This is a genomic window from Rhodococcus sp. BH4, from assembly GCF_002079265.1.
In the GTDB taxonomy this organism is placed as follows: domain Bacteria; phylum Actinomycetota; class Actinomycetes; order Mycobacteriales; family Mycobacteriaceae; genus Rhodococcus_F; species Rhodococcus_F qingshengii.
Genome location: NZ_CP014941.1, coordinates 590,001 through 602,168, shown reverse-complemented (window position 1 = coordinate 602,168; position 12,168 = coordinate 590,001). Strand labels below are relative to the sequence as shown.

Sequence of the window (12,168 nt, the reverse complement as noted above, 5' to 3'; positions counted from 1 at the left end):
CGGCTTCACGCGCTCGGAAGATGTGAACGCGACTTGAAGAGAATCAGAATCAAGCAGGCAGCGGCGGCGGCTGATCCGAACAGCAGAGTCACCGTGTAGCTCAGTGCCGGAATGCTTTCCGACAGCATCGCCAGCAACGCAGGCACCGCGAACCCGATGTAGGTGATCGAGTAGAACACCGCGGTCAATCCTGCCAGATCGTCCGGCCCCGCGATTCGCTGGATCTCCAGCAACCCGGACACCAGTGCCATGCCGTACCCGCAACCGAGGATCGCTGCAGCCACGATCGCGATCGCCACGGTCAGCGTCGACGCAACCAGAGCAGCACCGGCCATACCGACCACCAGAAACACCAGAGCCACAACGGCGCCACGAGCACTGCGGTCGGTGTCGATCTTGCGCCCCAACGACTGAATCGCGAATCCGCATGTCAGCGCGACCATGCACAGCAGAGCCGAAAAGGCCACGGGCGCATCGCCACTGTGCCCGGTCATGAGCGCCGGAATAACTGCATACGCGACACTGGCGGCACCGAACACCCACGGCGCCAACGGAACGACGACGTAGAGGAATCTGCGGTGACCTGCCAAGGGGATCTTGAGGTCGTCGATCAACCTGCGACGGTCGGATTTCGCCTGTGCCGGTCGTGTTTCGGGCGCACGCCACAGCGCCATGGCGGCGAGGACGGTGATCGCGATGTGCAGCACGTACGCCAACACACTCGGCATGGGCGCCCACTGCGCCGAGATTCCCGCAGCACCCGCTCCCAAGGCGAAGCCCGCGGTCAGACTCATCGCTGCTCGCCGAGCACCTGCGCCTTCCGACGCCGTCGGGTCCCAAGGTTGCGTGGACAACTCCTTGACCCAGGAGCCGCCGACGGCCATACCGATCCCCAAGGCGATGCCACAGAGGATTCTTCCCAGGATGAGAGCAGCGGCGGAGTCCGCCCCGAAAGCGAGCAGCGTCGAACCGGCGATCGCGATGATCGGCGCGGGGAGCATGATCGGGCGTCGACCCAATCGATCGGACAGCGGGCCGCCGAGCAGCAGGGCCGGCACAATTCCGACGACGTAGGCGAAGAGGAAGAAATCGACCATCACCGGCGAATAGCCGTGGTCGAGTCGGTACATCACCAGCAGTGGGGTGAATTCGTTTCCGCCCCAGGCAGCGGCGAACATACTGGCGGCAACGGTCAGCCACAGCCACTTTCCGCCGGAGAGGCGTTCACCCTCGAGACGAGTTTCGGCCGCGGTCCCAGCGCCGATCGTTTGGGTGCTCATCACAGAGTTCCTTCGAAGCCGAGGCCGTGGACCTGGCGCATGTGTGTGAGGACGGCAGTGTTGTATCCGTCGGCATCGCCTGTGTCGACGAGGTCGGTAAGCGCGGTGTGATCGGCAAGGATGCGCGAGAGTTGGCCAGGGTCGCGTGAGATCGACCGGGCTGTCATCCGTCGTTGCCTGTCGCGCAGACTCGCGTAGAACGAGTCGAGCAAAGGGTTCCCACCGGCGGCAACGATCATCTTGTGGAAGTCTGCATCGATTGCGCTGAACGCGGCCACGTCCCCGCGATCAGCAATCTCACGTTGCTCGATCAGATTCGCGCGCAACGCTGCGACAAGCGCTTCCCGTGCGTGCGGTCGGACCGACACCACTCGAACGCTCTGAGTCTCGACGAGCTGTCTGGCACTGACTACGTGTTCCGCTTCCCCATCCGCGACCGGGACGATCAGCGCCCCCTTCTTCGGATAGAGGCGCATCCAACCTTCCGATTCGAGACGCAGAAACGCCTCACGCACCGGCGTTCGGCTCACATTGGTCCGTGCAGCGATGTCACCCTCACTGATCAGCTCCCCGCCGGCGAGCTCGCCGGAAAGGATCAGCTCCTTGACTTCGCGGAAGACGGTTTCGGAAGCGGAATACAACATAGACACAAGATGTATTTATACTCCACGCTGGCGCAACGCAGACATCCGGGTCACCGATCCGAACATCTCGGTCCGATGCGGCATCGATCCAGTTAGCATTGCAAGGTGCCAGACAGAAGAGGAATCAGTTCGCGATGAATGGCGCACGCTCCAGCCTTCGAAGACTGATGCACTCATGACATCGCAGATGAAGTCGATGAGGACGCTGACCCGCGAGTGGTTGATTCTTCCCGATCAATACGACCGCTTCACTCGCTATCTCCGCGACAACGGCCTCACGACCGCCACCCGGCTATTACTTGGCATCATTGTCATCGGACTGGGAGTGTGCGCACTACTGAACAGATTCAGCCCTGCCGGTCCGACAAGCACGATTGCGCTGTTCTTCAATACTGTTGTCGTGATCTCGTGCTTCGTAGTCGGAGTCTCATGGTGGGTCTTCGGCCCCACAAAGCGTCGCTCGTTCGGTTTCGTGGTCTTCTGCGACATCGCGGTCACGATCTCCGTCGTTGGAGATTCCTCCCAGCTCGCACGATTGCTCACCTGTGTCATTTTTGCTCTGGTCGGCATCTACATCGCCTACTTCCACAACCCGAAGTTGCAGATCGCGCACATAGCTTTTTCGCTTCTTGTGATCGCGGTGGCTGCGCAGCCAATTCTGTTCGGGCCGGATCGCGATCCAGCCCTTGGTGTTTCGAAAGTACTGGTCGTCATCACCGCGTTGGTGGTCTGCGCATTCATCTCGCAGATCGTGCTGACGATGCTCAGCATGGATGCTTCCAGTTCCGACCTCGATCCTCTCACCGGCCTCTTGAACCGTCGTGGCCTCGACCGCCACGTCGAGAAGGTACTCGAGGGGTTCCAGCGTCAAGAATCTGCGGCACTACTCGTGATCGCGATCGACATCGACCGGTTCAAGACGATCAACGACGTGCACGGCCACGACGTCGGCGATCGCATCATTCTCCGGGTATCGCAGCGGTTATCCGCCTGGGCACACGCCGATGCTGTCGTCGCGCGGGTCGGTGGCGACGAATTCATCCTCGTCCAAAGACTTTCCGTGCCAGCCATCGGACCGATGCTCAACTCGATCGGACCGGCAATGCACTCGAATACCGACGAGATACCGTCGACTTCGAGCATCGGAATCGCCGTGCGTACCCACAAATTCGTCGCCGGAGAAGACCGCGCAGCAGCGTTCACGGACATGCAGAAAGTCGCCGATTCGGCGATGTACGAAAGCAAGAGACTCGGCGGCGGACGCGTTCACACGATCGTCACCACCGCCGGCAGGTAGCAGTACGCACAATTTCAGTAGTAGACCGGCCCTGGCACTCCTCCACCCGCTGCCACTGCGTCACCGGTGATCGCGATGCTTCGCGGCGATGCCAGGAAGGTCACGACGTCGGCTACTTCTTCGGCATCGATGATCCGATGTATCGAGTTCGTCGCGATACCACGCTCCACCTCTGCCTGCGAGCGGCCGGATTCTTCCGACTCGCGCGTAATCCGTGCGGTCAACCTCTCGGTCCTCGTCACGCCCGGATGGACGACGGTGACGTTGATTCCCTTGGGGCCCAGCTCGTCTGCAAGATTCTTGGTCAGTGCAGACACACTGACGTTGCGGATCGTGTGGGCGATCGAAGTTGCCTGTCTGGCACCCAAACCGCTGATGTTGATGATCCGACCCCAACCCTGATCGATCAGATACGGCGCTACAGCGCGCGCAGTTCGCAGGTACCCCAGCACTTTCACTTCGACTTCGTCTCGCACGACGTCGTCGGTGGTCGCCTCGAAATCCGTCGGCTTTCCGGCGCTGAACGGCGTCGCTGCCGAATTGACAAGAATGTCGACACCGCCGAACTCCTCTACCACTTGCCGCACCGACGCCTGAACCGCGTCGTCGTCTCGCGTATCCGTCACGACTCCGATCGCACGAATTCCGAACTCCGAAACCAAATCTCGTGCAACGCTTACGACGGTTCGCTCAGTGCGCGCGAGTATCGCGATGTCGACCCCTTCAGCGGCCAGACCTCTGGCGATTGCCAGACCGATCCCCTTGCTACCACCGGCAACGATCGCACGCTTTCCAGACAAGTGAAGATCCATACCTGCGACACTATCCAACAGGCGATCCCCGATCGCTACGAAGAGGGATCGGGGACCGTCGGAATCATTCCTGTGTCTCAGAGCATCAGATCCGCGTACAGGTAGACGTTGTCGGCGTAGTTGCCCACACCGTCCGCGAATTGCAGTTCGCCGCCGCAGGTTACGACTGCCAACTTACGAGGGCCCTCCGGGCCGGCCAGCACGCTTTCCTCCACACCATCGGCCTTCGGTCGCGTCGTCACCGCAGTCACCTTCCACGACGTGCTCTTACCCGTCGCGTCGGATGTACGGATCACTTCACCCGGCTCGATCGTGCCCAGGTCGAACAGCGCGCCGTTACCCTGGCCGGTCAGATTGACGTGTCCGGCAATCAAGGTCGTGCCGGTGGCGGAATCGAGAGATGCACCGTCGAGCCAGATTCCGACGTTCTTGACGTTCTCCGGCGGAGTGAGAACTCCTTCCGGCACGGTGGCGTCCACGATCGGCGCCTGAACACCGACCGGGTCGAGCGAAAGGGTGTTGGGAGTCATCAACGCATCCGTAGGCGTTGCCGGATTCGCGGAGTGCGACATGACAACTCCCGGACTCGGCGGGATCGCAGCATCGTCATCGGAGGATCGCAGGCCGACGAAGGCCATGGAAGCACCGGCGACCAACACCGCGATGAGAGCCAGAATGAACGCGACACGACGCCCTTTGCCTGGACTCGCGGGCTGATCGTGGTTGGGATCGTCGTATGGATTGGATGGATTGGGATCCGACTCGTACATGGTCATCGAACTGTCTCCTGCGGGATGAGGCGCCCCCGGCACCTCGTGCGAATTGACGCCCCCTGCGTCTGATCAATGTCGGCACCGATCACACGAAGCGTGATCGGTGCCGACGTCTACTACACGTGCCTGGTGTCAGGATCGCTTGCGGCGGAGAGCAACTGCTCCGGCAGCAGCCATTCCGACAAGCCCGAGGCCCGTCACTGCGACGGCGACGTTGCGGCCTGAATTCTGTTCAGCAGCACCACCGTCGATGGCAACCGGGCGGGGGCCAGTGGCCGGCTTCGGAGCCGACGGCGCCGGAGTTGCGGGAGTTGCAACCGGCTGCGACGGAACAGGTGCACCCGGAACTACAGGCACGATCGGCACAATCGGCACAATCGGCACGATGGGCACGATCGGAACAATCGGCACGATCGGAACGACCGGGGTTGCAGGCGTCGTGGTGGCCGGTGTGGTCGTTGCCGGTGTGGTCGTTGCCGGCGTGCTCGTTGCCGGTGTCGTCGTGGGTGCTGCTGCATATCCGACGCTGGCAGATGCATTCATCGAAGCCGGCCGAACGGTGTCGAACGACGCGAAGATCTGGCACTGTGCGCCTGCCGTGTTCCAGTGCAGGTTCTCGACCGAATCCGGAATGACGCTTGCAGTCACCGAGTAGTCCCCGCCGGCCGCAGCGGTGAGGCAAAGATCAACAGCAGTCGGTGCGTCGCCGCGGCCGTCGACCGTCAGTTGATTTGCAGACAACGTCGCCTTGGCGTTGTCACCACAGACGGTCAGTTCGGTGCCCGCCGAGGACTGAACAGTGATCGGCTTCCGGTACATATTCGTATTCAGGGTGAAAACGGCAGTCTCGCCGGCCTTCAGAGTCCCCGTCGCGGGTGTCTTGCGAACGAGGTCGAGCGTCTGCGTGACGTTCATGATCTCGACGATGCGAGCTCGCTCGTCGTCGCCGATGTTCCTGTCACACAGGCTTTTGAAATCGGCCATCAGCGGATTGTCGTAGTCCGAGACACACCACACAAGCGTCTGCCGCGCCGAACGTGCATCCTCGCTGCCATTTCCCGAAACGACACCGTCGAGTTTGGCGGGATTCTGCAGCAACCAACTGATGACAGCGAGATCGTCGGCTGACAGATCGGGATTGCCCGAAGACGGCACCGTCGCACCCATCTCGTCGTTGTGCTTGTCAACCGGCAAACCGTTCTCGTCGACACCGGCACACGGATCGAGATCGAAGTCCGTGCAGTACATCCATTCCGACTTCGCAATTCCGTCGACATCGCGGACACCGCAGACCGGAGCATCCACCGCGGCCGAGGTACCCCGATCGGTGGTGCCGTACATCGGCACGATGTTGCCGTCGTTGTAGTGATCCAGCCGAATGCCGGAGATGTCGAGCATCTGCTCCGAGGGCGTGTACTCGGTGCCCTCACACAACCCGGCGGTGAACGCCGGAGCGGCCGCGGTTCGCACCGGCATCGGCGCGGACACAGCTGGCGAAGCAAAAGCAACGCTACTACCGGCGACCGTTACGGCAATAGCTGCAGTTAGCGAGAGCCGGAGAACAAGCGGCCTACGCCGTGAACCAGACACAGTCATCAAAGCTTCCCTTTCAAGACATTTCGGTAGCGGGACGGTTGCCTGGATTCCCAATACCACGCCACCCAGCGCTCACTTCCGAGAGGATCAGCCGATCACTTTTGGCAATCAGCCAGTTACTGAATGGCAATGTAGTGCATGTTTCAAGAAAGATCACCCAATCGTCGAGCACCCAGGGCGCAGCTTGGACATTCGGATGACGAGTTAGCCATGAAGGTGACTGAACCTTTGTCCAACCGCACAACAATCGCGATCCCCCCAAAATCTGCTCATCCAACCGCGACGTTCCCGACATTTCGCCAACGCTAGCCAGTCGGTAACTTGGACATTCTGGGGAAACTCACAGGAAGGGGCGTTTTCAGCTCGCGCGCAAAAGAAGGGGCCCGCTATGCGGACCCCTTCGCCGGAAACTTCCGACCGAGACTGCTTTGTCGGGATTCGGGCAACTTGTAGATGACCCAGAACAATCTCCACTCACATTATGTGATTTGCCTCACATTCAAAGAATCTGTTGGTTTTGTTCACACCCTGAACCAATCTTTTGGTCCTCTTTGCGCCGATTACCCAGATCTCCGACGGCGGAACCCTGCCCTGCCGGAGAGCGGAGCACGAGCCTCGGATCAGTCTCGGACCGGAGGCGCCTTCCTCGTGGTAACCGCAATGCGATTCCACGCATTGATCGTCAAAATGACGCTGATGAGCTGAGCCAGTTCCACGTCCGAGAATTCGCCGGCAGCCTCGCTGTACACCTCGTCCGGAACGAAACCGTCGGTGAGGACTGTCACGGCCTCGGTCAAGGCGAGCGCGGCACGTTCACGATCGGAGTACATCCCTCGCGCTTCTTCCCACGCGTTCAGTAGGTAGAGCTTCTGCTCCGTCACGCCGACCTTTCGTGCGTCGCGAGTGTGCATGTCCAGGCACCATGCGCAATGATTCAGCTGCGACGCACGCGTGAGGACCAGCTCGACGAGCGTCGGCTCCAGCCCCTTGCGTGCAGCGGCATCCAACGCAATCATCGCCTTGTAGACCTCGGGCGCCAGCTTTGCGATATCCAGTCTTTGTCCTGTTGCTGTAGTCATAACTCAAACGGTAATCCCGGAAAGACCCGGAAACATGGTTCAATCCGGTGGTGAATTCGTGGGCCAATCTTGGGTTCGATCTACATATCGAGCTGCCACAGGGAATCGGGGTTCGCGCTGCACTGCTTCAGACCCTTCGCGACGCGATCGACAGTGGACTGCTGAAGCCCGGCACCAGACTCCCACCTTCCCGCACCCTCGCGCTCGACCTCGGAGTTGCCCGAAACACCGTTGCGGACTGCTATGCCGAGCTCGCCGCAGCTGGGTGGCTTGTCACACGGCCTGGTTCCGGGACCCTGGTCGCCACGCTCGCCAGCACACACACCCGCGAGGTCGAGCCATCACCGACTCGACGACGCTGGACCTACAGCCTTCTCCCTGGATCGCCCGACGCGTCGGCGTTTCCCCGCACTGCATGGATTTCGTCCGCCAGACGTGCTTTGACCACCGCGCCGACCGACGCGTTCGCGACTACTGATCCCAGAGGCCGAGTCGAACTCCGAAACGCCCTCACCACATACCTGAGCCGCACCAGAGGCGTTCGCGTCGATCCGAACTGCATTGTGATCAGTGCCAGCTCGGGTCACGGGATCTCCCTCCTTGCCCGCGCACTCGGAGGAACGATTGCGGTCGACGCTTTCTGCCTTCACCTGCACCGGCAGTTGCTCGCCGACGAAGGGCTGCTGACAGTTCCCATATCGGTTGACCAATCAGGCACTTGCACAGACGAATTGGCGTCTACTTCTGCTGAGAGTGTTCTGCTGACGCCGACCCATCAGTTCCCTCTCGGCGGTCCCCTCACACCGGCGAGGCGCGCGACCGCTCTCGAATGGGCCACGACTACGGGCGGCGTCATCATCGAGGACGACTACGACGGCGAATTCCGTTACGACAGAAAACCTGTCGGTGCACTCCAAGGAATCGCACCGCAGCACGTTGCGTACCTGGGCACTGTCAGCAAGACACTGTCGCCGGCAATTCGCATCGGATGGATGGTGTTGCCGGACAGGCTGATCGAACCTGTCCTCGCAACAAAGGGACCCTACGAACGCTGGGTAAGTTCAACGGATCAATTGACCTTGGCGGACTTCATCGAATCCGGAAGATTCGACAGCCATATTCGAAAGATGCGCACCTCGTACCGACGACGACGCGATCAACTGGTCGCGACACTTGCGCAGCAAGTACCCCAGGTCAGGGTCGAGGGGATCTCCGCGGGACTTCACGCTGTGATCCGTCTGCCCTCCGGCACCGAACAATCTGTTCTTGCAGCGGCCCGGGCGCGCGATCTCGGGCTCGAAGGGCTGTCGGTCTTCCGACATCCCGACGTGTCGTCAGTCGGCGGTGACGGCATCGTCGTCGGCTACAGCACGCCGACGCAGTCGCAGTACTCGAAGACGCTGGACGTGCTCTGCGAGGTGCTGCAGGCGGCTCTGCGATAACGCCTGCCGGCCCTGCGCATCCGCTCACCTGCCCTGCCCTGCCCTGCCCTGATGGAGTGAACGTACCGTTCCCCTCGCCCAAGAGGGTGAGCGTGTCGTTCACTCGATCCCGGACGGGGTGGTGAGCCCGCTGTGCTCGCGCCCCTTGATGGTGCGAACGGTGCGTTCGGTCGATCTGAGGCGACGACAGTGCCGTTCGCTCGAAGTCGGGGGTGCCGGCGGCGGTGCTTTCGGGTGTTGGCGGGGTGGGGTGTTTTGGGTACGAGAAAGCCCCCCCAACCAGTACTGGTTGGGGGGCTTCTCTAATGTGTGTTCGGCGGTGTCCTACTCTCCCACACCCTGTCGAGTGCAGTACCATCGGCGCTGAAGGGCTTAGCTTCCGGGTTCGGAATGGGACCGGGCGTTTCCCCTTCGCTATGACCGCCGTAACTCTATGAAACTGTCACAGTAACCTTCTTCTGATCACCTGGTTTCACCACCCGTCAACACCAGTTTCTGGTGTTGGGGGATGGAGAAAACAGGGTTTCTCATCAGTATCTGTGTGTTGTTTCAGATACCGCACAGTGGACGCGTAGCTTCTTTGTGGTAAGTCCTCGGCCTATTAGTACCAGTCACCTGCATGCATTACTGCACTTCCAGTTCTGGCCTATCAACCCGGTGGTCTGCCGGGGGCCTTACCCCCTCGAGGGGGTGAGAAACCTCATCTTGGAACAGGCTTCCCGCTTAGATGCTTTCAGCGGTTATCCCTTCCGAACGTAGCTAACCAGCGGTGCTCCTGGCGGAACAACTGGCACACCAGAGGTTCGTCCGTCCCGGTCCTCTCGTACTAGGGACAGCCTTCCTCAAGTTTCTAACGCGCGCGGCGGATAGAGACCGAACTGTCTCACGACGTTCTAAACCCAGCTCGCGTGCCGCTTTAATGGGCGAACAGCCCAACCCTTGGGACCTACTCCAGCCCCAGGATGCGACGAGCCGACATCGAGGTGCCAAACCATCCCGTCGATATGGACTCTTGGGGAAGATCAGCCTGTTATCCCCGGGGTACCTTTTATCCGTTGAGCGACACCGCTTCCACTTGCCGGTGCCGGATCACTAGTCCCGACTTTCGTCCCTGCTCGACCTGTCAGTCTCACAGTCAAGCTCCCTTGTGCACTTGCACTCGACACCTGATTGCCAACCAGGCTGAGGGAACCTTTGGGCGCCTCCGTTACATTTTGGGAGGCAACCGCCCCAGTTAAACTACCCACCAGGCACTGTCCCTGAACCAGATCATGGTCCGAGGTTAGAGGTCCAATTCGATCAGAGTGGTATTTCAACAACGACTCCACGATAACTGGCGTCACCGTTTCACAGTCTCCCACCTATCCTACACAAACCGAACCGAACACCAATACCAAGCTGTAGTGAAGGTCCCGGGGTCTTTTCGTCCTGCCGCGCGTAACGAGCATCTTTACTCGTAATGCAATTTCGCCGAGTCTACGGTTGAGACAGCTGAGAAGTCGTTACGCCATTCGTGCAGGTCGGAACTTACCCGACAAGGAATTTCGCTACCTTAGGATGGTTATAGTTACCACCGCCGTTTACTGGGGCTTAAATTCTCAGCTTCGCTCCTAAAAGGAACTAACCGGTCCTCTTAACCTTCCAGCACCGGGCAGGCGTCAGTCCGTATACATCGTCTTACGACTTCGCACGGACCTGTGTTTTTAGTAAACAGTCGCTTCTCACTGGTCTCTGCGGCCCCACCCAGCTCAGACAGTAAATGTCGTCACCAGACAGGGCCCCCCTTCTCCCGAAGTTACGGGGGCATTTTGCCGAGTTCCTTAACCATAGTTATCTCGATCGCCTTAGTATTCTCTACCTGACCACCTGTGTCGGTTTGGGGTACGGGCCGTGTGAAAGCTCGCTAGAGGCTTTTCTCGGCAGCATAGGATCACTGAATTCGCCTCAATCGGCTACGCATCACGTCTCAGGCTATGTGCGACCCGGATTTGCCTAGGTCACGCCCTACACGCTTACACCAGTATTACCACTGACTGGCTCAGCTACCTTCCTGCGTCACCCCATCGCTTGGCTACTACCAGATCAGGTCCCATGCATCCACCAACTCGAGACCCGAAGGTCTTCTCGTGGCTTCAGGATGGTTAGTATCACTGATTCACCATGGGCGCGTTCACACGGGTACGGGAATATCAACCCGTTGTCCATCGGCTACGCCTGTCGGCCTCGTCTTAGGTCCCGACTCACCCTGGGCGGATTAACCTGGCCCAGGAACCCTTGGTCATTCGGCGGACGAGTTTCTCACTCGTCTTTCGCTACTCATGCCTGCATTCTCACTCGTGTGGCCTCCACGGCTAGGTCACCCTGCCGCTTCCATGGCCACACGACGCTCCCCTACCCATCCACACACCTGCCCAACACTCCGCAGAGTGAAGGGGGGCTATTGCGTGAATGCCGCAGCTTCGGTGGTGTACTTGAGCCCCGCTACATTGTCGGCGCAGGATCACTTGACCAGTGAGCTATTACGCACTCTTTCAAGGGTGGCTGCTTCTAAGCCAACCTCCTGGTTGTCTTCGCGACCCCACATCCTTTTCCACTTAGTACACGCTTAGGGACCTTAGCTGGCGATCTGGGCTGTTTCCCTCTCGACTACGAACCTTATCGCCCGCAGTCTCACTGCCGCGCTCTCACTCACCGGCATTCGGAGTTTGGCTGATTTCGGTAAGCTTGTGGGCCCCCTAGACCATCCAGTAGCTCTACCTCCGGTGAGAAACACGCGACGCTGCACCTAAATGCATTTCGGGGAGAACCAGCTATCACGGAGTTTGATTGGCCTTTCACCCCTACCCACAACTCATCCCCTCAGTTTTCAACCTAAGTGGGTTCGGTCCTCCACGACGTCTTACCGTCGCTTCAACCTGGCCATGGGTAGATCACTCCGCTTCGGGTCTAGAGCATGCCACTACGATCGCCCTATTCGGACTCGCTTTCGCTACGGCTACCCCACACGGGTTAACCTCGCGACATGCCACTAACTCGCAGGCTCATTCTTCAAAAGGCACGCCATCACCCCCAGCAGTAAACTGCTCGAAGGCTCTGACGGATTGTAAGCGCACGGTTTCAGGTACTATTTCACTCCCCTCCCGGGGTACTTTTCACCTTTCCCTCACGGTACTAGTCCGCTATCGGTCACCAGGGAGTATTCAGGCTTATCGGGTGGTCCCGACAGATTCACACCAGATTTCACG

The 12,168-nt window shown here is 59.8% G+C and carries 8 protein-coding genes and 2 rRNA genes (1 of these 10 cut by a window edge); 2 read left to right on the top strand and 8 right to left on the bottom strand.

The window, feature by feature from the left end; translation table 11 throughout:
- Positions 1-5: 5 nt before the first annotated feature.
- Positions 6-1,280 (bottom strand): MFS transporter, encoded by a 1,275-nt coding sequence (locus A0W34_RS02835; protein WP_081557280.1) that lies wholly within the window; start codon positions 1,278-1,280, stop codon positions 6-8.
- Positions 1,280-1,924: a GntR family transcriptional regulator gene (locus A0W34_RS02830; RefSeq protein ID WP_007727164.1), complete on the bottom strand. Its 645-nt coding sequence runs from the start codon at positions 1,922-1,924 to the stop codon at positions 1,280-1,282. Before A0W34_RS02830 ends, A0W34_RS02835 begins: the two co-directional genes overlap by 1 nt.
- A 175-nt stretch (positions 1,925-2,099) precedes the next feature.
- Here A0W34_RS02830 and A0W34_RS02825 point away from each other — a divergent pair, with 175 nt between their 5' ends.
- Complete coding sequence (locus A0W34_RS02825; RefSeq protein WP_042450505.1) at positions 2,100-3,221, top strand: GGDEF domain-containing protein; 1,122 nt, start codon at positions 2,100-2,102, stop codon at positions 3,219-3,221.
- Between the two features lie 14 nt (positions 3,222-3,235).
- On the opposite strand, the gene A0W34_RS02820 is transcribed toward A0W34_RS02825, so the two are convergent.
- The 4 genes from A0W34_RS02820 to A0W34_RS02805 form a co-directional block, all read right to left on the bottom strand.
- Positions 3,236-4,033 (bottom strand): SDR family NAD(P)-dependent oxidoreductase, encoded by a 798-nt coding sequence (locus tag A0W34_RS02820; RefSeq protein WP_007727170.1) that lies wholly within the window; start codon positions 4,031-4,033, stop codon positions 3,236-3,238.
- A gap of 77 nt (positions 4,034-4,110) precedes the next feature.
- A complete protein-coding gene (locus tag A0W34_RS02815; RefSeq protein ID WP_058039293.1) occupies positions 4,111-4,809 on the bottom strand; it encodes a class F sortase in 699 nt (232 codons plus the stop codon).
- 129 nt (positions 4,810-4,938) lie between these two features.
- Entirely contained in the window at positions 4,939-6,402 is a 1,464-nt protein-coding gene (locus tag A0W34_RS02810; RefSeq protein ID WP_231915070.1) for a hypothetical protein, read from the bottom strand.
- Positions 6,403-7,022: 620 nt separating this feature from the next.
- A complete protein-coding gene (locus tag A0W34_RS02805; protein ID WP_007727180.1) occupies positions 7,023-7,481 on the bottom strand; it encodes a carboxymuconolactone decarboxylase family protein in 459 nt (152 codons plus the stop codon).
- A 47-nt stretch (positions 7,482-7,528) separates the two neighbouring features.
- Between A0W34_RS02805 and pdxR the strand changes: the two genes are divergently transcribed.
- On the top strand, positions 7,529-8,923 hold the full coding sequence (gene pdxR, locus A0W34_RS02800; RefSeq protein ID WP_081305463.1) for a MocR-like pyridoxine biosynthesis transcription factor PdxR: 1,395 nt from the start codon (positions 7,529-7,531) through the stop codon (positions 8,921-8,923).
- A 311-nt stretch (positions 8,924-9,234) separates the two neighbouring features.
- Here the strand turns inward: pdxR and rrf are convergent.
- Both rrf and A0W34_RS02790 read right to left on the bottom strand, forming a co-directional pair.
- A 5S ribosomal RNA gene (rrf, locus tag A0W34_RS02795) occupies positions 9,235-9,351 on the bottom strand.
- A 153-nt stretch (positions 9,352-9,504) separates the two neighbouring features.
- Positions 9,505-12,168 (bottom strand): 23S ribosomal RNA (locus tag A0W34_RS02790) (it continues 472 nt past the right edge of the window).